Source organism: Nostoc sp. (assembly GCF_036917395.1).
Taxonomy (GTDB): domain Bacteria; phylum Cyanobacteriota; class Cyanobacteriia; order Cyanobacteriales; family Nostocaceae; genus Nostoc.
Genome location: NZ_JBALDI010000009.1, coordinates 1 through 21,445 on the forward strand (window position 1 = coordinate 1; position 21,445 = coordinate 21,445).

General features: G+C 41.8%; 20 protein-coding genes and 1 pseudogene. 10 read left to right on the plus strand and 11 right to left on the minus strand.

What is annotated here, in order from left to right; genetic code table 11:
- Positions 1-90 precede the first annotated feature (90 nt).
- The 4 genes from aqpZ to V7K46_RS06180 form a co-directional block, all read right to left on the minus strand.
- Positions 91-789 (minus strand): aquaporin Z, encoded by a 699-nt coding sequence (aqpZ, locus tag V7K46_RS06165; RefSeq protein ID WP_335111715.1) that lies wholly within the window; start codon positions 787-789, stop codon positions 91-93.
- 328 nt (positions 790-1,117) lie between these two features.
- The gene (locus tag V7K46_RS06170) at positions 1,118-2,899 is read right to left on the minus strand and encodes a PRC-barrel domain-containing protein (RefSeq protein ID WP_335111716.1); all 1,782 of its coding nucleotides are present in this window, start codon (positions 2,897-2,899) and stop codon (positions 1,118-1,120) included.
- A 32-nt stretch (positions 2,900-2,931) separates the two neighbouring features.
- A complete protein-coding gene (locus V7K46_RS06175; protein ID WP_298906380.1) occupies positions 2,932-3,117 on the minus strand; it encodes a hypothetical protein in 186 nt (61 codons plus the stop codon).
- 463 nt (positions 3,118-3,580) lie between these two features.
- Positions 3,581-4,030, minus strand: a complete 450-nt coding sequence (locus V7K46_RS06180) for a CAAD domain-containing protein (RefSeq protein ID WP_335111717.1) — start codon at positions 4,028-4,030, stop codon at positions 3,581-3,583.
- Positions 4,031-5,031: 1,001 nt separating this feature from the next.
- Between V7K46_RS06180 and V7K46_RS06185 the strand changes: the two genes are divergently transcribed.
- The 6 genes from V7K46_RS06185 to V7K46_RS06210 all read left to right on the plus strand — a co-directional run bounded on the left by V7K46_RS06185 (position 5,032) and on the right by V7K46_RS06210 (position 10,305).
- Positions 5,032-5,901 carry a DUF2382 domain-containing protein gene (locus tag V7K46_RS06185; protein WP_335111718.1) on the plus strand — a complete coding sequence of 290 codons (870 nt, stop codon included), beginning with the start codon at positions 5,032-5,034 and terminating at the stop codon, positions 5,899-5,901.
- Between the two features lie 350 nt (positions 5,902-6,251).
- Entirely contained in the window at positions 6,252-6,461 is a 210-nt protein-coding gene (locus V7K46_RS06190) for an acetyltransferase (RefSeq protein WP_335111719.1), read from the plus strand.
- Positions 6,462-6,739: 278 nt separating this feature from the next.
- Positions 6,740-7,177 (plus strand): hypothetical protein, encoded by a 438-nt coding sequence (locus tag V7K46_RS06195; RefSeq protein ID WP_335111720.1) that lies wholly within the window; start codon positions 6,740-6,742, stop codon positions 7,175-7,177.
- A gap of 68 nt (positions 7,178-7,245) precedes the next feature.
- A complete protein-coding gene (locus tag V7K46_RS06200; RefSeq protein ID WP_335111721.1) occupies positions 7,246-7,767 on the plus strand; it encodes a hypothetical protein in 522 nt (173 codons plus the stop codon).
- A 257-nt stretch (positions 7,768-8,024) separates the two neighbouring features.
- Positions 8,025-8,480 carry an acyl-CoA thioesterase gene (locus V7K46_RS06205; RefSeq protein WP_335111722.1) on the plus strand — a complete coding sequence of 152 codons (456 nt, stop codon included), beginning with the start codon at positions 8,025-8,027 and terminating at the stop codon, positions 8,478-8,480.
- Positions 8,481-9,507: 1,027 nt separating this feature from the next.
- Positions 9,508-10,305 carry a sulfite exporter TauE/SafE family protein gene (locus V7K46_RS06210; RefSeq protein ID WP_335111723.1) on the plus strand — a complete coding sequence of 266 codons (798 nt, stop codon included), beginning with the start codon at positions 9,508-9,510 and terminating at the stop codon, positions 10,303-10,305.
- A 49-nt stretch (positions 10,306-10,354) separates the two neighbouring features.
- On the opposite strand, the gene V7K46_RS06215 is transcribed toward V7K46_RS06210, so the two are convergent.
- Positions 10,355-11,017: a cadmium resistance transporter gene (locus V7K46_RS06215; protein WP_335111724.1), complete on the minus strand. Its 663-nt coding sequence runs from the start codon at positions 11,015-11,017 to the stop codon at positions 10,355-10,357.
- Between the two features lie 180 nt (positions 11,018-11,197).
- Between V7K46_RS06215 and V7K46_RS06220 the strand changes: the two genes are divergently transcribed.
- Positions 11,198-13,030 (plus strand): beta strand repeat-containing protein, encoded by a 1,833-nt coding sequence (locus tag V7K46_RS06220; RefSeq protein WP_335111725.1) that lies wholly within the window; start codon positions 11,198-11,200, stop codon positions 13,028-13,030.
- Positions 13,031-13,230: 200 nt separating this feature from the next.
- Complete coding sequence (locus tag V7K46_RS06225; protein ID WP_335111726.1) at positions 13,231-13,941, plus strand: cadmium resistance transporter; 711 nt, start codon at positions 13,231-13,233, stop codon at positions 13,939-13,941.
- 96 nt (positions 13,942-14,037) lie between these two features.
- Here the strand turns inward: V7K46_RS06225 and cysK are convergent, their stop codons facing one another.
- Complete coding sequence (gene cysK / locus V7K46_RS06230; RefSeq protein ID WP_335111727.1) at positions 14,038-15,000, minus strand: cysteine synthase A; 963 nt, start codon at positions 14,998-15,000, stop codon at positions 14,038-14,040.
- Positions 15,001-15,018: 18 nt separating this feature from the next.
- Entirely contained in the window at positions 15,019-15,474 is a 456-nt protein-coding gene (locus V7K46_RS06235; RefSeq protein WP_335111728.1) for an RrF2 family transcriptional regulator, read from the minus strand.
- A 241-nt stretch (positions 15,475-15,715) separates the two neighbouring features.
- Here V7K46_RS06235 and cysE point away from each other — a divergent pair, with 241 nt between their 5' ends.
- Both cysE and V7K46_RS06245 read left to right on the plus strand, forming a co-directional pair.
- Complete coding sequence (cysE, locus tag V7K46_RS06240; protein ID WP_442939806.1) at positions 15,716-16,444, plus strand: serine O-acetyltransferase; 729 nt, start codon at positions 15,716-15,718, stop codon at positions 16,442-16,444.
- A 316-nt stretch (positions 16,445-16,760) separates the two neighbouring features.
- Positions 16,761-17,351 (plus strand): Crp/Fnr family transcriptional regulator, encoded by a 591-nt coding sequence (locus V7K46_RS06245; protein ID WP_335111729.1) that lies wholly within the window; start codon positions 16,761-16,763, stop codon positions 17,349-17,351.
- Between the two features lie 363 nt (positions 17,352-17,714).
- Here the strand turns inward: V7K46_RS06245 and V7K46_RS06250 are convergent, their stop codons facing one another.
- The 4 genes and pseudogenes from V7K46_RS06250 to V7K46_RS06265 all read right to left on the minus strand — a co-directional run.
- On the minus strand, positions 17,715-18,359 hold the full coding sequence (locus V7K46_RS06250) for an NIL domain-containing protein (RefSeq protein WP_335111730.1): 645 nt from the start codon (positions 18,357-18,359) through the stop codon (positions 17,715-17,717).
- A gap of 553 nt (positions 18,360-18,912) precedes the next feature.
- On the minus strand, positions 18,913-20,028 hold the full coding sequence (locus V7K46_RS06255; protein ID WP_335111731.1) for a PepSY-associated TM helix domain-containing protein: 1,116 nt from the start codon (positions 20,026-20,028) through the stop codon (positions 18,913-18,915).
- A 25-nt stretch (positions 20,029-20,053) separates the two neighbouring features.
- Positions 20,054-20,281, minus strand: a complete 228-nt coding sequence (locus V7K46_RS06260) for a hypothetical protein (RefSeq protein WP_335111732.1) — start codon at positions 20,279-20,281, stop codon at positions 20,054-20,056.
- Positions 20,253-21,053: pseudogene (locus tag V7K46_RS06265) on the minus strand (TonB-dependent receptor plug domain-containing protein); the annotation flags it as partial. The gene V7K46_RS06260 and the pseudogene V7K46_RS06265, both read right to left, overlap by 29 nt.
- Between the last annotated feature and the right edge of the window lie 392 nt (positions 21,054-21,445).

Below are 21,445 nucleotides of genomic sequence, written 5' to 3' on the forward strand. Positions count from 1 at the left end.
TTTTTTGCCTCTAGATGTGTGTTTTTATTCTTACTTGCCTTTTTTCTCTAAGTAATTTCCGGTTGTGACACTTGGGGTGCGGAAGGTGGGTTAGATGTCCGGTTTTTGCAACCATCGGGCAACCATACCCGCCAAAACTCCACCGAAAATTGGGAACACGATGAAAATCCAAAGGTCAGCCAATGCCCAACCGCGAGTAAAGATAGCTGTGGCTAGCGATCGCACGGGATTGACGCTGGCATTTGTCACCGGAATAAGGATCAGATGCGCTAAGGTCAGCCCCAAACCGATAGGGATAGGTGCAGACAGCTTGAGAGCGCGAGAAGATGTGACGCTCAAGATCAGCAGCACAAAACCACAGGTAACAATGAATTCGGCTAATGCACAAGCCCACCAGCTATAGTTACCAGGGGAGTGAATTCCCACCCCATTAGAACCAAAGTTAGCTGTTGTAAACTCAGGCTTGCCCATACAAATCAAAAACAGGATAGTACTCCCCCAAATTCCGCCGAGAATCTGACTGCCTATATAGGGTAAAACGTCTTTGGAAGAAAACTGCTTGGCTACCCAAAAACCAATTGTGACTGCGGGGTTGAGGTGAGAGCCGCTAATAGAACCGAAGGTATAGGCAGCAGTCAACAAACTTAAGCCAAAAGCGATCGCCACTCCAGTAACTCCAACCCAAGGTACTGCACCAGAGATCACAGCAGTACCCACGCCCATCAGAACCAACCAAGCTGTACCTAGAGCTTCCGCCAAACATCGTTTTGCTAATGAGTAACGATTCACGATCAATACCTTCGTCAAAAAAAGAGGCAGAGGAAGGAGAAGTCCGATGTAGTATAGTTATTGTCTTGGGCAACGACAAAGTATTCCCGAAAATTGCCCATGTTTGACAAAAAGCGCACTCTAGATGATACCTGTTACCGCAAATAAACGCGATAACGGCAGCAGCAATTGAACCTGGATAAAGCACAAGACATGAAAAAAATGCCCAAAGGCATTAAAGTCAGGCATTAAGCTAAAAATCTTTTAATTTGCATCCTCCAAAAAATAAATTTCTTGTGGGGTGGGCCGAAAAACCCGCCCTAGTTGTGCAAATTAAATGCGCGACAGCTTAGTTGATTGTGATTGATTTGGCTTCAAGTTGCGATCGCCCATTATCGTGATGCGATAGGGCCGCCATTCCATGTTTTTGGGCACGTAGCTCTTGAGCAGATATTTCTGGCTCCTTAATATAGACTGAACTCAGTAAGATATTCAGGACTCCACTTTCTTCAGCCTGACGCACAGCGCAATGCGTAATCAATTCACCCACATTCAGAATCACGTTGTCTTCTGGATCAAGAATGACGCGGGTAACAGGACGACCCAGTGCAAGTTCAATTCGTTGCTTCCTCATTGCCCGTGTGCTGCGTCTTTGTAGCATTTCTGCCTTCTGTTTCAAGGCTTGCCAGAAAGTGTTGAGGTTCTCTTGAGCGACACTTGCCCCCTGGCGCAGTTGAACTTTGGTTTCTAACCATGTGTCACTTGTGGTAGAACGAACTGCGGTTGCCACCAGACCAGCAGCGTTGAGTAATTCTGCTTGTTTGCCGTAAGTCTGGGCACGAGCAAGGACGGATTCAGTTACAATCTGCCCAGATGCCGCAATAATTAAGCCATCGTCAGCACGCACCGTTTGCAGGACTCTGCGCCCTCTTACCTGCTGGATCGCCTGTGCTGCCAGCCCATTAACGGACTGACGTAGGTTAGCAGCACTGCTCATCGTTGCACTCCCAATTCGATTGCTAGTAGATTCTGTTGCTGCTTGCAAATTGCGGGTGATATTGGCAGTCAGACTGCCACCTGTGGCTCGATAGAGTTCATCGAGGATACCTAAGCGCTCGGCCGCTTCTGCATCGACTAGCGTGACTGACTGCCCCTGTAGTAGGAGTACACTACCGTCTGGAGTTAGCACATCTCGCTCAACATGTTTGCCAATCACATATACTTTTTGCTCGGCAGGGTCAACCAAATTGTTTGTCAGGGAGGCAGCTGCATCTCGATTCAGGTCTTGCAGTTTGCTGCTAGTAGCATCAGTTGCGGCTTGTAGTTGCTCACCTGCATTTTGGCTTGCTGACTGTAGCCTGCGGTTCACGTTCTCTACTGAGCTTTGTAGTTGCTCACCTGCATTCTGGCTTGCTGACTGTAGCCTGCGATTCACGTTCTCTACTGAGCTTTGCAATTGCTCACCTGCATTCTGGCTGGCTGACTGTAGCCTGCGGTTCACGTTCTCTACTGAGCTTTGTAGTTGCTCACCTGCATTCTGGCTGGCTGACTGTAGCCTGCGGTTAGCCGTTTGAGCCGATTCTTGCAACCTGTCTTCAGTTGCTTGGACGGCTCCCCGGATACCACCGACCTGTTCTTCCATCATCTGAGCAGTTTCTGGAGGCACAAAGGCAACATCGTCACCAATTATCAGTGCTTCGGGAGCAGGAACGAACGATCGCCCCGAGTAAGCATCGGCAAATACACCGCCAGAAACTTCGTATCCTTCCACCAGTCCACTATGCTCATCAAAGAACAAATCCACCAGTCCACCAAGGTAAAGTCCCTCAGTGGTCAGAATTCTTGTTCCTCTTAGTACGATATTCTGGTGCAGAATCTCTTTAATTGCAGGCACACGATGTGCCTTAACAACAGATTCTTTCGATTTAACTATGATCGCATCTGACCCGATCGCTTGCACCTCTTGTATGGGAATAACTTTTGCATCCCGAAACAGTCCCTTCTCTTCAACCAGGAAACCCAAAAGTTGATTGCGTTTGTGATCAAAAATTAAATCTAGAATTCGCTGAATTTTCTGACCCTTGTCAGAAGTGACGACTACTTTATCGATCACATCACTACCTTTACGCATTTATCTATCCCTTGCAGTTATTATTAATTGGGTTATTTAGTGACTTGTTCGTTGGTTGGCTGAATTTTTAGCTGAAAATATCGTCCCTCTCTGCCAAAACCGGGAACGATGTCAATAACGCCAAAGTATTCCATGAATACCCCAAAAATGGCGACAAGGATGATCAGAACGGTGATGTTTGCTCCAGTATTAGAGCGCTGTCCTACGAGTCTAGGCATTTTTTTCCTCTTATTTCTTATTTTTTTATCGCCAAGCTTGCTGTAAAAATCAGATAAGGTTGTTTACATCTTTATTAATTTGACGTACATATATATCTTTCGCCATATGCGATCGCTCAGTTTATTGTTTAAAAATAAATAAATTCCACAAAAATATGGGCATTTGATTATTTTGATTTCCCTAAGCCATTTTAATTAGCGCTCGTCCTGATCACGGGGCGACTTAGTTTAACGCACACCCCTATATATCTGTACAACGCTCAAGTAAAACTCGGCTTTCTACTTGATAATAAGTATTTAAATATACATATATTTGGCAGTCCTATCTGATTTGTGAAAATTCGCGGTGTCCAGATACCCGACTTCGTAAAAGAAGTCGGGTATCTAACTTTTGACCAATGATTTAGAATTGCTATATATGGCGAAAAAAAATTTTTCATTCGCCACTATACTGTAGTTAACTCTAAGTCTGGGATTCTTGTATGCCTAAAATTTGTTTTTTAAGCAAACGAATTTCTCCTGCTAATTCTTGCCGAGTAGAATCTTTGAGCAAATAGCGAAAAGTAAACCAAATTGTGTAACCCAGTCCAATGAACTGTAGAATTGGAGAAACTAATGGAATACCATTTATTGCGTTCAGTACTGCTAGAAATATTCTCAGTGTCGTAACCACTATTACAAGCAAAGCAAAGCTAATAATTGGTAGTTTGTATTCTTGGTAGAAACTACCTATGTACTCAGGAAGTTGTGCCAAAAATGTAGAAATCTGTCTACCAATTCTTTGCCATTGTTCTTCAGGTTCCGAGGCAGGCGGTAACATTGGCAAGTTTCCAGCCTCTGAACCTTTAAGTGCTTCTATCCGGTTTTGGGATGCAGCATCAACGTATTGCTGTTGCTCTAATTCAGTTTCCATAATTCTCTCCTAATTTTCTGCAATGAGAACAGTTTTTAAGTTTAGGCTTTGTTGCTATCAACTTTGGCAACGGTTGCTTTAACAACTACATTTTTAACGTCTTTTATTTCCTTAGCTATGAACTTTTGACTCTACACAGTGAGTTAAACAGTTTCATGGCGGCAATTAACAATGATAACAGCAGAGTCTTCACTGTTGTTATCAAAACTCACTGTTTGACGAACTCCTCAGTTGTCACCTGCGGAGGCATCATCAATAATAAAATCTTCAATTCCTCGCTGTTTGAGAATCGCTTCCACACGCTTACTCTCAGTAGCGCTATCTTTAATTAGTACTAAGTAATCATTTCGATTGAAGCGATCGCTTAATTTATTAGGGCTTTAATAACATTAAGGCATTTTCATATTAGTTTATCATCAATCTTTTGGAGTACGTTTTTTTTCTCTAGAGTGAGATTAGGGTTTTAACTCAAACAATAAGGGCTAAAAAAATATTAGGATGTTTGATTAAAATGTAAGGTTTTAAGAAATTTAATTAGCTTAAAATTCTGAATATATATGAATTTGGCTGAGTTATGACCTGACATTTACGGCTAGAAACTGGTCACAATAATGCTAGAACCTAGTCACAAAATATTAACAAGAGAGGTGTCCTGGTTGATGAATACTGCCTTATAGAGTTTCCTAGTGCGACAGTCGTGAACAAGGTTTAAACCCCTACTTTGTTAAGTGGCTTATTTTTATCCAGGGTTAAATATCCGGCTGAAAAGTCCTGCCAGACTACCTTCAGGAAAAATTGGCTTATAATTTATTACATCATTAGAGTCACAAAAGTTAAGATGTTGAAATAAGACTTCTTGATGATGCAAGTAAAACTAGATGTAATTACTACTTTTTGTTAAAGTTCAACATGATTTAACTCAATCTTTGGAAAGAAGATTTATCTAAATTGAATATGCTAAATTCTAAAAAAGAAACAGTACATTTTTAAGGAATAGAATAATGCCACTGCAAAAAATAAGTGAATTTGATACAGACTACCGGGATGCTATTCAAGGTAACGACATCAAAGGAATGGATGTGTATGTTCAGGGAACTGATGAGAAGATTGGCACGGTAAGTGATGCTGTAGTAGACGAACAAGGAGCGTTCCGCTATTTAATTGTTGACTTAGGCATTTGGATTTTTGGCAAGAAAGTATTACTACCAGTAGGGAAATCGCGTATTGACTCTAGAGCAAACCGTGTATATGCCCTTGGGATCACAAAAGAGCAAGCGGAAAACTTGCCTGAATATCAAGAACACACAGCGCTTGATTACGACTATGAAGAACGGGTGCGTGGAGGATATCGTACACCGTCTGTAGGAAGTTCAGTAGATGGTCGTACTGCTCCCACTTATGATCGCAACAACTACACATATGCAAACGACGCGGATCTATATGATGTCAATGCTCATGAAGACCAAACCTTCAAACTCTACGAAGAAAGGCTGGTTGCCAACAAACAGCGCCGTAAAACTGGAGAAGTGACAATTGGCAAGCACGTTGAAACAGAAACTGTAAGAGTTTCTGTTCCAGTGGAAAGAGAGCGAGTCGTAATTGAGCGAGTTACTCCTCAAGATGCAGGCAAAGTTGTGTCTGCTGAAACAGCTAACTTCGGCGAGGGCGAGGTAGCACGTATAGAACTCTATGAAGAAGTTGCTGATGTCCAGAAAGAAGCTTTTGTGCGCGAAGAAATCAGAGTCCAAAAAGTTGTAGAACAAGAAACTGTTGAAGTTCAAGAGACGATTCGACGTGAAGAGTTAGACGTTGATGCTGAGGGTCGTACTATTGAGGAAAAAACTGGTAAGTTGCCCAAAGATCGTATTTAAGAAGGCTGCTTTTAAGTTTCATCCCTTGTCAGACAGCACAAAGATTCCAGGCTGAGTCTGGAATCTCTTCAAAGGTTTTCAGCACTTTTGTGATCGAGCAAATGTATTTGCTTTCTGTATGCGTTCGCAAGAGTTGTAGAGATCCCCAATTAGATTTAATCTACCGATTTAGGCACAGGAGAGACTTCTGTAAACTAGAAAGGGTCAAGTCTGCGTTAGCTGAACTTGTCGGCACGTTCTTTTTGATGCTTGCTGCACTCTTGGGTGGTACACCTTATGCTGTTGGGCTGAGACTATTAAAAAGAATGCATGAGTAAGTTAAACTTCAAACCTCAAACTTAAGTTTTGCTATGTTACTACAAGAAAAAGAGAGCGGCAATTTAGTAGAAATCCTCGACATTGAGGCACTGTTTAGCCCGAAAGAAACTACTGTTAAAGGCCAATATCAGGTGGGAGAAGAAGAACAAGACCCAGAATCTTTTGAAAAAGGCAAATTAAATTTTCCTTCTGGTGAGAGCTTGCCACAATGTTGGATAGATTCAAATTACAAAAGTGCTTGAACATCTACTTAAAATTCATGCCATGTATGTTGCATCTTAGGCTAGAGCTTATTTAAGCAATTACTCAAACCTCTATAGCACTTTTAAATGATTTATGAACTTTTCTGTTTCTCCTATTCTCTACGACACGCTCTGCGTACCCCTACGGGGAAGCAAGCTACACGTAAAGAAGGCGGTAGCCTGCGCCGCTGCGCGTCTACGATAATTTTCATAACTCAAATAGGATTGCTATAGGCTGGGATTGTAAAACTTCCAACTTATTTTTTTAGGAGACAAGTGTGAATATGATTCAACAGTTTCGCCAAATTTTAATGGCTTTAGTCTTGGCTTTAGTACTAACAACAACTGCCGCTTGTAGTGGTACGGTTCAAGCTAAACAACCAACTCAATTACCACCCGGAATCAGTCGTAGTGGTGACTATGCCTTGTTAGAGCGTGGTAACAGCGTCCAAGGTCAAGATTTTGGTAACTGGGTTATCGGTACAGCAAAGGGAATTGTCCAAGATGCTTATGTCCGTGATAACAACAAGTTAGGTGTCGTGATTACGCCTCAAGTTCGTCCGACAGAAGTGCGACCATTAGCAAAATCCTTACTCCAAGGTTTCCACAAAAACTTCCCTAATCAAGATTTAACAGTTTTGATGTATGCACCAGACAAAAAACTGATTTTGACAGGTCTGTATGATGTGCAATCATCTCAAATTGAGTATAAATAATTAACTCAATTTTCCGAAATAAAAAAGCTGATTTACGTTGATTTGAACTAAAAAAGGAGAAAATTAAAATGAGCAGCAGTGACAAATATAAACGCGAAATTCTGAATGACTTAGCGCATGGTAATACAGAATCTTTGGATGATGTTTCATCTGATCCAACTAAGGAATACCAAAATTTTGACGATTTTGCTCAACGCTCATCCCACGAAGAACGTCGTCAATTATTTGGTCGGTCTTTCAACCATGACAGTATTCCTCCTACTCAGATGGAGCCAGAATTGCAGAAGGCGATCGCTCAGATTAAACCTAACGAGCGAGATGATGTCGCCGGGTCATTTTTCAAGCACTTAAAGCAAAGAGGTTTAGACGAGCGCCATCTAGAGAAAGACTTGGGACTTTCTTCCCATAATCCTAAGCACATAAATGCAGATGACCTGAGCAAACTGGCATCTTTCACTTATCACAATCATCCTGATATCTTCCGAGAAGTGATGGCTGAACAACCAGCGCTGATTAAGTTTCTCAGTAATCCAGTTGTCGGAGCAGCTTTAGGAGCGATCGCAGCTAAATGGTTTGGTGGTCGCAAATAAGCGATCATCTTAGGTAAATATATCCTAAGATGGATGCTCAAAAAATTAAGGACAATCCCCAAAAAGTTATATTTTGGGGAATTGTCCTGCTTAAGCGCGGCAAGATTTGAGTGAGGAGGAGATAAACCAAACCATTGACTCTTCATTAGCAGTCTGGGATAACAGGCAATTAATAATTACCCATGCTTAGAAGATGGAAAAGTTTTTACTATTTTACAAACCGAGCAATTTTAAAAAAGAATTTATTGAAATAAATAATGTTAGTAAATAACAATTTGCATAGACCATTAGAAGTAGTATTAGCAATTCCTGTAAGAACATACGACATTGACTTTATGGGAATTGTAAGTAATATTGTGTATATTAGATGGCTAGAGGATTTACGTTTAAAGTTTTTAGATGAACATTGGCAACTAAGTAAACAAATTGATAAAGGATATGCACCTATTTTAGCTGCAACTGAAATTGAATATAAACGTCCGATAAAGATTATTGATAAAGTGATTGGACGTTTATGGATGAGTAATTTAGGACGGTTAAAGTGGACTGTGCAAGCTGAAATTTTATCTAACAATGAGTTAGCAGCAGTAGCTACCCAAAAGGGCGCTTTTGTCAGTTTGCAAAATAATCGTCTTATTCCTATTCCAGAGGAATTACAGAATAAATATTTAGAGTATAAACCAGCTATTCAGAACACAATACAGTTCAGTTAAAGATAAGATTTACCCAAAATTAATAAAAAACGATCGCATTATCGCTTTTATCCCCTCCAAATCGCTAAATTAGCCGCCAAAGGACTTTTAGGCATAGCAGCGGCGAAGAAACCCAGGTCAGTCAGATAACTGGTACTTAGAAAAAGTTATCTATGACACAATACAGTTCAGCTAAAGATAATTGTCGGTTGGGTTGAACGTAGACAAAGGAGGCGGCTTAAGGCAGAGTAGTGAAACCCCACAAATGCCCATCCAAGGGACTTCCAGTTAAAAAAACATCCCATCCCTGCGGGACGCTCCGCGAACGTAGGGACGCAAGGCCAAAATCCCCTACAAATGTACAAATAATTTTGGATAATTTATTTTTTGTCAGTCCCTAAATTGGGTTTCGTTCCTGAAAGCCTAAGTCCTGTTATCCTTATCGTGATTAACTTTTAGGTATCTTTTTTTAACAATCAGTTCTCAGAAGTTTAACCGACTACTGTGTATTATCCAGAGAATCTAGCGATATACAACACGAATACGCTAGACGTTTTATCATGATTACAAGTAAAATACGGTAAGTGCATCGTCTTACTGGCTTTTACATGTAAAACTACAGAAAAACCAGTTAGAAGTTGAGTTTAGCAGAGCAACTGACCCCTAAGCAGTTATCAAAGTCTGTTTCGGCTAAATGCCAGTTGTCATGCTGACAAAAACTTTCAGACAGGTTTTAAGTTGTCCAGGAATCCTCTCTCCCCTAACTTTTAGCTGGATAACCTTTGTGTCACTCATCCTTTGAGAAACACAATAGCTTGCCATGACTAGCTCTATCTACCACTGGGCTATAGTTTGGCACAGTTGCTGCTCTCTAGCAGTGAAGCTTTAGCTGACTTTCAGTTCCAGCTGCTTGTAATTAAGTCAGTGAACACTTATTAAGGCTTCGTTTGGCGATTTAAACCCTAATCTACGCTGCTCACTTTATAGAAGTGGGAGACTCAACAGGACTCTGATAACTGATAACTGATTGTTGAAACCTCACAAGAGTATGCACTATTTATTACTACCGTTCTTAAGCTTTTTTGTTGGCATCATCGTTGGTTTGACGGGAATCGGCGGAGCCTCTCTCATCACCCCAATGTTGATTTTTGTTTTTCAGGTTCCGCCTTCCATTGCTGTGAGTTCTGATGTTGTAGCTGCCACATTGATGAAGATTGTTGGTAGCGTCAAACATTGGGAACAGAAAACCCTTGACATAGAAGTTGTCAAATGGCTGGCATTTGGGAGTGTTCCAGGCTCACTGTTCGGGGTGGGGATTTTGCACTTCATTAAACGTACAGGTGAGTATAACCTAGATAACATCTTGTTCCGTTTACTTGGCGGGATGATTTTGCTAGTCACACTATTAGCACTAATACAATTGTTGTTATTGACTTTTTTGCCGAAATTTAATTTACCGGAACTGCCAAAGTTAGACTTAGAAACTAATTTGGGTCGGATCATAACAATCAGTTTAGGAGCAATTTTAGGCTGTTTAGTTGGTCTAACTAGTGTCTCCTCAGGTTCAATGTTTGCCCTAGTCCTGATTGGGTTTTTCCGCCTTGATGCACGGAAGTTAGTGGGTACAGATATTTCACACGCAGCAATTTTACTGCTGTTTACAGCCCTCGGTCACCTCAGCCTGGGAACAGTTGATTGGAGTTTGGTAGTGCCTATATGGCTAGGCTCTGTTCCAGGAGTGTTACTAGGCGCTAAAATCTGCCAGGTAGCTCCACAACGCCCATTACGGTTTATCATTTATGCCATCTTGATGATGGTGAGTTGGAAATTAGTTCATCAGGTGTGATAAATTTTAGATTGGGGTTCTAAATCCAGCATTCAACATCCAACATTGATTAACTTCTTAACCAAGGTAGTAGAGTGAATGTACCTCGTTCATAGAGAATGAACAGACCCAAGCCAATTAACACAAAAGGTACAACAGCTTTACCGTAGCGACTTAAAATATAAGCAATGGTAGGTTGACGGCTTAAAAAATAGGCGATCGCACACCAAACCCCTACCATCACAAAAAATATACTTAGAATTACTCCCAAGCTGGCAAGGTCATGACCAGCAAATAAAGGAATATATATACTAATATTGTCACCACCATTAGCAACGGTTACTGCTGCCACTTTATATATTTGGGGATGCAAAACACTCAAAATAAAAGCCAATACGGGGTTAGTAGGTGTAGACTGACTAAAATCACTAGTGACTGTCTGAACTGTTGCAGTTTCTTCTTTTTTATATATTAATTGTTGAATCCCAATTGCTATTGGTAGCAGTCCTAGCAATCCTATCCATTCTCGCTGTATAACCAATCCACCAAAAAATCCTGGTAAGCTAGCGATGATAATGGCTGTAAAACCCAGATATTGACCGAGTAAGATATGCCGTCGTCTAAAATTAACATCTACCTGTGAAAAAAATATTAATAAGATAATAATGTCATCTATGTTAGTGGCTATGAAAGCAATTATTCCTTCACTGAAGGTTGTCCCTAGCTTACTCATGCTGGATTTTTAGAACCTACAATTTATCACCATACCAAATTAACTAATTACTAATTCGTAATTCGTAATGACTCTTGCAAACTCCCTAACGTCATTATCAATTACAAATTATTTTAACCTTCTGGCACAACTAAGTTTTAAAATGACAAAGTAATTATTCTGATAGAGAGAATTTTGTCAATGCCTAGACTTACAGTTCCACCTAATTTCATTGGTACTTCCGGTATCGATACTTTAGCCGCACAAGAGTCAAATGCATCTCTGGCGATCGGTATTGATATTTTAAATCGAGGTGTGATTAATACATTTTCAGGAAACGACAGTATTACTGGTACTGGTAAGCCTAGCACAGGTGGTACTAAGCCTAACAAACCTGTTACTGGCATCGGCATCAATAACAGTGGTACTCTCAATGCAGGGGATGGAAGTGACATTATCAGTGGCATCGGTACTGGCTTGAAATTTATAGGCGCTAGCACTATCACTAGCACTGGTATTGATGACAACCTTGGTAATAGAAACAGCGGAAGTGGAATTGGCATTAGCAACAGTGGCAGTTTAAAAGCTGGAAACGGAAATGACACTATCACTGGCACTGGTACTAGCGCTAGTGCAATCGGCATCAGCAACAGTGGTACTTTTGATGCAGGGGACGGAAATGACACTATCACTGGCAACGGTACTGGTAGCATTGGACTCAACGTTTTCCGTAGAAGAAATGCTCTTAAAGACCGTAAAGGCGATACTGGAATTGGCATCAGCAACAGTGGTACTTTTGATGCAGGGGACGGAAATGACACTATCACTGGCAACGGTACTGGTGGTATTGGCAGCACTGGCGGCGTTCAGGGAGGCGATGATTCTAAAGGTGGCGACGGCGGTACTGGAATCGGCATCAGCAACAGTGTAAGTTTTGATGTAGGGGACGGAAATGACACTATCACTGGTATTGGAACTGGTGGTAATGGTCGCGAAGGTACCATCTTTGCCTTTACTAATTCCATCCCCCCCGGCATATTCAGAGGCGAAAGCGGCGACGGCGGTGCTGGAATCGGCATTAGCAACAGTGGCAGTTTTGATGCAGGGGACGGAAATGACACTATCACTGGCACTGGGACTGGTGGTATTGGTGGCGAAGGTTCCGCCGAGGGTACTACTAGTAATTACAGGATCACAGGCGAAAGCGGCTACGGCGGTGCTGGAATTGGCATTAGTAACAGTGATAAACTAACTACTGGCAAAGGAGAAGATACGCTCATCGGCACTGGTACTGCTGGCAGCAGGGGCAAATATATAATTTCCCCTATACCTAAACCTATTGATGTTGGATCTGTCCAGGTCATTCAAGAAGACACCATCCCCACCACAGAAAGGATCAGCGCTACTAGCATTGACAGCCAGAACAAGAACATCGAAGACGCCACCATCATCACAGGGGGGAGCAAAAGCAGCATCGGCATCCAGAATATTAAAAAAGCAATTATTACTACGGGTGAAAATACTGACACGATTAAGGGTTCTGCAAATAGCTTGGAAGCAAACACCCTAGCCTATGGCATCTTCAATGACGGCATCATTGATACTGGTAATGGCCATGACATCCTCACCGGACAAGCAACAACCACAATTGGTGGTACTGCCTATGGGATTTATGGGCAAGGAATCATCAAGACTGGCGATGGGAATGACAGAGTTACCGCCACCAGTAGTATCGATAAAGTTCAACAGAAAGTCACTATCGGTGGCGGTATCCGCTTTGAACTAGGGACTGGAAATGACTACTTCAAAGGATTCGGGTCTGCAATTGTTGATGGCGGAAATGGTTTTGACACCCTTGATGTGAGGGCTTTCAAACGTTCTGAAGTTAGTGTATCTGGTGTTATTTCTGGCAATAGTCTAAACCCTGCCAACATTATCTTCAACAACAATGGAAACCTGATTACCCTTTCGACAACTGGCTTTGAGAATTTTATCTTTGCGGATAGCTCTTTATCTTACAGCCGTTTAACTTGAAACAAGAATTACCACAATTAAATTGTATACACATTGTATACAATTTAATTGTGAGTAAAGTAATGTAATTTCGGTTTTTGATGCCTTGCTTAATGATTAGTGAAAATTAGTTGTTGAACGAATTGTGTTAAAGAAAGTAGCTGACTACAGGGTAGGATGATCCTCAATACGTAAAAGCATGTCTATATTTCTCTTAAAATATGAACGAGTTACTTACTGCATTTACTACAGGGGCAATTGCGTTCATTGCCACTAACATTGATGATATTGTCATTCTATTGTTGTTTTTTTCTCAAATAAATGCTAACTTTCGCCCCCGGCATATAGTTGCTGGTCAGTTTTTAGGTTTTACGGTTCTGTTAATCCTTAGTCTTCCTGGTTTATTTGGTGGGTTGGTTTTATCAAAAAGTTGGATTGGATTACTTGGTTTACTACCAATGTCCATAGGTATCAGTAGCTTAGTGAATTGGGAAGAAGATTCATCAGAAGAAGTTGTAGCTGCAACAGAAGAAACTGAAGCATCAACAGTTACTAGTTTTTTTTCTCCCCAAGCTTATAGTGTGGCAGCCGTTACAATTGCCAATGGCAGCGATAATATTAGTGTTTACGTGCCTTTATTTGCGAGTAGCAACTTAGAGAGTTTCGTGATAATTATCGGATTATTTTTTCTATTGTTAGGAGTTTGGTGCTACGCTGCATACAAATTGACTAACAACAGAGTCATAGCTGATGTATTGACTCGCTACGTTAATAATCTTGTGCCTTTTGTTCTTATAGGGTTAGGCGCTTTTATTGTATTAAAAAGTGGAGCTTTGAGCTTAATAAAGCTAGCTGCTAGTTGTTTCTGTTTGATAATTTTGGTGAAAAATAATGAAAGTGCAGATGAAATTGGCGAAAATTCTAGTAGATAACCAAGCCAATTTTAGATTTTTCATCTAAATTAAAATCTAAGAAATCGGTTAATTTATTTTTTCTCAGTCCCTAAAATTTAAAATTGGTATATGGAATCAAACTTTACTCAACCACTCATTCTCCTCTGGGTCTTTGAACAGTGAGGTACTGAGGTAGCGTTCGCCGAAGCTAGGCTGGATCATGACGATTAGGCGACCGACATTTTCTGGTCGCTGTGCCACTTGAATAGCCGCGGATAAAGCAGCGCCAGTAGAAATGCCAGATAGCAATCCTTCTTCTTTTGCTAGACGACGGCTGTAAGCGATCGCCTCCTCATCCGCTACCTGAATCACTTCATCTACTAGTTCTGAACGGTAAATTGCTGGGACAAATCCCGCGCCGATACCCTGAATTTTATGAGGCCCCGATTTACCACCCACTAATACCGGACTGCTGCTTGGCTCAACTGCGATCGCTTGAAAACTCGGCTTCCGTTTTTTAATAACTTCTGCAACTCCTGTAATCGTTCCACCAGTACCCACTCCCGCCACAAGAATATCTACCTGTCCATCGGTATCATTCCAAATTTCTTCTGCTGTGGTTTCGGCGTGAACTTTCGTGTTAGCAGGGTTGCGAAACTGCTGTAACATATAAGCATTGGGCGTTTGAGCTAAAATCTGCTCTGCACGACCGATCGCTCCTCGCATCCCTTCTACCCCTGGCGTTAACTCTAGTTGAGCGCCATAAGCTTTGAGCATGGATCGTCTTTCCTGGCTCATTGTGTCAGGCATCGTTAGAATGAGATGGTAACCCTTAGCGGCCGCCACCATCGCCAGCGCAATTCCTGTATTCCCAGAAGTTGGCTCTACTAAAACGGTTTTTCCGGGGTGAATTAAGCCTGCTTCCTCTGCCGCTTCCACCATACTCGCGCCAATCCGGTCTTTCACAGAAGATGCTGGGTTCATGCTTTCTAACTTCACCACAATCTGAGCAACCGCTCCCGAAGCTTGGGGAATCTTGTTTAATTGAACTAAAGGAGTCCGTCCGATTAACTCTGTGATATCTTTTGCTATCCGCATGTAAGTACTCCGTCGTGTCTAAATATAATACATTGGACTTTGCTGGGCGCGAGTTTGTCTTTCCTGGCACAAGTCTTGGAGTGTATAGCGACCCAAAACTTCAATTGAGGCAGCGTTAGCTTGCTCCCAAACTTCATAAACTAGAGTCTTTTCCAGAGTGGAAGAGTCGGAGGTATCTTTCTCTTTCCGCTCGCCTTCGACCAAAGTGACAATTTCAAGTATTGTAATCTGCCAAGGTTCACGAACTAAAACGAAACCTCCTTTAGAGCCGCGTTGACTCTGCACCACACCAGCACGCCGGAGGTTGGTCAAAATTTGTTCCAAATAGCGTTCAGGTATGGGTTGCTTGGCAGTTATTTCGCTCATGGTTAGAGGAAGTTTTTTTCCGTGGTGGCTTGCCAGTTCTAAGAGTGCCAGCAGCGCGTATTCCACTTTGGAAGACAAATCCAAGAGAGTGTAGTTTTGGCTATTCAAGACTGTACTCTACATACTACGGTGATTTGAGGGACTTATCGCAGTTTATGCGAAATTAATTTTTCTGAAAGTGTGGAATGTGATAGCATCCCACTTATTACCCACAAAAACACTGTACTCTATCGACTTACCGTAGATTATTATCTCACACAATTCTCATGAATGACTTGATCTTTTAGTGGGAATTATCCTGAGTTTCTGTTTTCAGAGCCTCACTTACCAACGAAAATCTCAACTGAGTATGCTACTAACTGATTTGCGAACCATTTTTGAGCGTGATCCAGCAGCCCGTAACTGGCTAGAAGTATTGTTCTGTTATCCTGGACTTCATGCCCTAGTATTTCATCGATTGGCACACTGGCTGCATAAACTTGGAATTCCCTTCATCCCTCGGTTTATCTCTCATATTAGTCGGTTTTTAACCGGAATTGAAATCCATCCTGGGGCATTAATTGGTCAGGGAGTGTTTATTGACCACGGAATGGGAGTAGTGATTGGTGAGACAGCGATCGTGGGCGACTATGCCCTAATTTATCAAGGCGTTACCCTTGGCGGGACGGGGAAAGAAAGCGGCAAACGCCATCCAACTTTAGGCTCTCATGTAGTTGTGGGAACGGGTGCGAAGGTTTTAGGAAATATTCAAATTGGCGATCGCGTCCGGATTGGAGCCGGTTCTGTGGTGCTGCGAGACGTGCCCAGTAACACTACTGTAGTTGGGATTCCAGGGCGTGTGACTCGTCAGAACAACTTACCTACCAATGTTCTGGATCATGATAAAGTCCGTGACGTAGAAGCTGAAGTAATCCGCGCTCTATTTGAACGCGTCAAGGCTTTAGAGAAAGAGTTTGAGCAGCAAGAAGATCAATCAAGTTTCTCCCCAACTGAGCTTGGCGACCAACAAATTGACAACCCTAAGAGCAAAAATTATGATGGGATAATTGAAGATTTTCTTGATGGTGCGGGAATTTAATTTAAAGCATTGGGCATGGGGGAGCCACTGGGGTCTTCTCCCATTCGTGAGAGGCTAGCGCCTGCCGTAGGATGCCCAAAGGGCTGTAGGGGTCTCCCCAAGTGGAGGAGCCAGCCGTGTGGGCGGGTCTCCCGACTTGAGCGGACTGGCGTCAAGTGGCGTCATGGGGCATTATTTAGTTATTCTTTCTCCCCCTGCTCCCCTTGCACCTTTGCCCCTCATCTCCCCACTCCCCTCTTTAAAATACTCATAAGCTCTTAGAACCTGATATAAATATATAATACTACGGTTAATTTATCGGCAAATAGTTGTATATATGGTGTCTTTGTACACAAGCTTTACTAGCTTAAACAGTAATAATACTAAGCAAATTTTTGTCCGTCGGTCATTCCTGCCAGAGCATCAAAACGGACTTTGGAAAATTGAAACGGGTTTTGTCAGGACTTTTACCTATCTGGAAGATGGTACAACCGTCGCTCTGGGATTGTGGGGACCTGGAGATATCGTTGGTAAGGCTTTGTCAAAATTAGAACCTTATCAGATGGAATGCTTAACTAAAGTGGAAGCGACGGTCTTACCTTTAGAGGAATGGACTCAACTAACAGAAACTCTACTTGCTCATATCCAACAGGCTCAAGAATTAATGGTTATTCGTAGCCATAAAAAAGTGGATACTATGCTCATCAAACTATTGGCATGGTTATCCAAAAAGTTTGGTTCAGAAGTTGAGAAGGGACGTTTAATAGATATGCGTCTGACTCATGAAGACCTGGCAGAAATGCTCGGTTCAACTCGTGTGACCATCACTCGTGTTCTTGGGCAGTTTGAGCAAGAAGGCTTAATTAATCGTCTTTCCCTGCATCGAATTGTGGTGCGAGAAGAAGAAATTTGGTACTACGAAATTTAGATTATTTCAGCAAAACCAGCCATCGCCGTCAGCATAATTCATAATTACCCTACTAATAAATTTGATGGTTACAAAAAATATTGATGCTAAGTTTTTTGTTTTTCATAAATTAATTCAGGAATCATTCGTCAGATGTTATTTATAAAGTAAAAATAAAATTCCTGTAGGGGAGTACTAGGGGCGCAAGGCCTTGCGCCTTTACAAATGTACAAATAATTTTGGATAATTTATTTTTTGTCAGTCCCTAAAGCTGTAACACACCCTAACTTTTGATTTACTTTATAAATGGTTTCTGAACAACGAGATCCTCAACTTATCTAACAAGTCATGGATCTGAGGATTGCGATAATTTTAATTATTCAGTTAGCGATCGCTATAGACGCTAGACAAATCCAGCCAAATTGGTAGCCCCAGTTTTTCCAAATAACTCAGGCTAGAGTAGAGTTGCTTTGTTCTCCCCCACAAATCCAAGTCAAACCAGCCGTCATCTTGGGTATCGGGTTGAAGTCTAGCACTGGTGATGTTGACTGTTAGTCCATAACCAGAAACTAACTCGGAAATCACTGGTTCCTCATAGTAAGATTTTAAGACGCACAGTTGCAGGCGCAATCGATTGGTTTGACCTGTAGAAATCCATTGCTGGAATTGTTCTTGCCATTGATTTGTCAGCCATGCAGAGTCTTTGGGACTCAGTTTGCTAGCTGGATTTGGGAAAGGTAGAGAGTGCTGGTTGGGTTGAATGTTGTTAGCGATCGCTAGTTGCAGCAAATTCACTCCCAATCCTTGCAAGTAAGATAGGCTATTTGTCAGTTTTTGGGGATTTCCCGAAAGTTCCAAATCAAACCAGCCATCGCTGTCACTATCTGATGTCAGGGATGCAGCTTTGATATTGACGGTTAAACCATAACGAGACACTAGTCGAGAAATTACAGGTTGGCTATGATATCGCTGAGGCACGAGAATTCGGCTGTGGACTGAAGCGGGTTCTACAGATTTTGTGAGAGACATCAGATTAATTCCCAATAGCGATGCCTACGGCGGGCTGCGCCTACGCAATTTTTAGGTTCGGCAAAGAATCTTGCTGATGCCGTGTCTCTACAACTCAACTGTGACTGTTTGAATATCAGCCTCATAGAGATTTTCATATTTCTGGCTTTTATTAAACTACGGTAACTCTATCGATTTAATACATTTAGTTGTAATGTAAAGGAGAGTCCCACAAAGACCGCAAAGAAGCAATAAGTAAATTCACGTAAATTATACTTACTTTATATAAAGTACTTTGACACCAAAGCAATTGAGAATCATTTCAATGGTTGCATGGTAAATGTCCCTAAATTCCGATCAAAACTGCTACGGAATCGTCCCCTGCATCATCAAGACTCTACTGATATAGTTCCTAAAACTGAAAATGGTACACCAGGTTGGATATCGTTACGACTTTGGCCTGATAATGGGTAGTATTGGACATCAAATAAGTTTTCAAAGTTACAGCTATTTTCAGGTAAATAAACCACACGGTAGGGGCACAGCAATGCTGTGCCCTTACGATAGATGTGGTTCAAAAAATATCACTAACTACAGTTTTTGCCCGATAGCGATACCACCACATCACCAAACCAGTAACAAAAAGAACCAATGGTGCAAGTCCAACAAATACATAGAGAATACGGGTGGGTAAGCCACCAAATGTGCCATAGTGCAGGGGTACAAAAGAGTTGAGGACGCGATCGCCCAACCGCATCTTTAAAGCATTATCAACTCGCAAAACCTCACCCGTGTACTGATCAAGATAAACATTACTATTTCCATACTCTACATTTTCCTGCGGCAGCTTCATGCGAATTTGTAGAGGATCTTCTGGTTTACTGGGAAAATAAATACTTTTAGTAACAGCACCAGGTAAGGCAGCATCGGCAATTTTGAGTTGTTCTGTCAGTCCTAAGGTTGATTTACTAGGAATTGGCTTAGATAGTGGCTCAGATGGTTTTGGGGTGAATGTAATAGCGTAAATAATCGGTTCAGGAAAGCTGAAACTCCAGCAAAAGCCAGTAAAGCCAGTAAAGAATAAAAAAACCACAGCGATAATGCCAGCCACTTTGTGAATGTCAAAGTTCACCCGCTTAGGATGAGCATCAAGCTTAATTTTGAAGCCTGCAATTAGCTTACGCCAACCAGGCCAGAGAACTAAACCTGTGATAGTGAGGATACACATTAGAAAGGCAGCAATCCCAACAAACATAATTCCGGTTTCGCCTGCCATTAAGCTGTAGTGCAGATTAAGGATGACACCGATTAGAGTTATATCCGATATCCGCTCACCGAGAATTTTGCCTGTATAAGGGTTGACAAAAACTTCTGTCCTTTGCTCATTAGCTGATGACAACTGCCCCACGTAGGGAGAAGAAGGAGTATCTGGCAAATAAATACGAAAAAGATGGAGATCGCTTCGCGCGGCATACTTCGCCTCAATTGTATTCAGCACAGACTCTGGGGATAACTGCACCTGTTGGGGAATAATCTGTCCATACTGTTGAGTAATCATAAAGTGGTCAAAATCTTGCTCGAACACCAACAAGCTACCTGTCAAGCCAACGATAACCAGCACCAGTCCAACAAAAAGACCGATATATTGGTGCAGGTAAAAAACGATAGAGCGTAGTTTTCTTCGGTTCATAATTGCCACAAAGCTAGTTGGATTTTTATCCCCCTAATCTGTCACCTACAGGTATGCTGTTATCTTTGCTAACAAAGGCATCATTATGGGCAAAAGAAGCAATCACATTCCATCCAGGTAAAATTTGCCCAGCGATACCGAATAGCAGCTTTAAATTAGGAAGTAATGCTACTTGGTTTTGTAAGTAAATACCAACGGTATTTTGTTTTGCTTCATCATTTCGATGGAGTGGATAGTAGTTGTTTAGTGACATAATTAACGACACCACCCGGTTCAAACTGACCATATAGCACCGAAGCAGGGCCTTTAAGGACTTCAATTCGGTCAACAGTGATCGGATTGATATAGTTATCTTGAACTGCAAAACCATTTCTCAGGTTATTGTATGTTACAAGTCCTCGGATGATGTAGTTGTCAGTAAGGTTAGAAAATGATCCTTGCACTGCCACACCACTGACATTGCGTACTGCATCGCTAATCCTGGTGATTTGTTGATCTTTGATGACTTGTTGAGGAATAACTTGAATTGACTGGGGAATGTCACGTTGAGGAGTATCAGTTTTCGTCACAGTTGTCGCATCGGGCACTCGATATCCGTCTTCTTCACCTGTTACTACCAACTCAATCGCTTCATCACTATTGGTTGATGGTTTTGGCTGTGTTTGACTTTCTGGCTTTTGTTGAGAGGGAGTTGGTTGGGTTTGAGGTGGCTGCTGTGTTCGCGCTTGAGATGTAGCAGTTGCAACAGAGAAGATTATACCCTCGTTGGGACTGTCAAACAATTCGACAGTTGGTACACTCCCCTCACCCGTCACTGTGACTCGGATAGTATTAGCATCAGAGTTAGTAACTGTGATTTCAGTTACACCTGCAATTGGTTTAGTAGAGCGGAATGTAAACGTATCACCACTCGGTAAGCGCAGTTGAGCATTGGGAATATCAGCAATAAAATTATTACCAGCACTGCGATTTGTGACTTGCAACTGTTCACCAATGGATGTCTGTAAAATCACCTCCACACCCTTATTGGTGGGATTTGCCTTCACAGAAGTCACTTGCACAACTTCTGTTTGTGGCGTGTTTGATGGTGTTGGCGACTGCACTAATAACATTTTGGCGCTAGTAACAACAGGTTTTAGCTCACTTAATTGCCTAATCTTTTTAGTTGCTTCAGGTGGCTTGGCTTGTGATAGTGTTTTCGCTAGGCGATACCTACGGTGAGCTACGCTAACGCTCAACCAATTATCAGATTTGGGAATATCTTGCGCTTTTACAGGCTGAACCACCAAAAACGGAGAAAGTATTAAAAAACACTTCAGATTTTTAGTAAATTCACGTGCTTGTTTACTCATTTTGTCTCCACACACCATATTATTAAAGATCACAAAAAACCTCACTCCATGCCTAGCTTCATAAT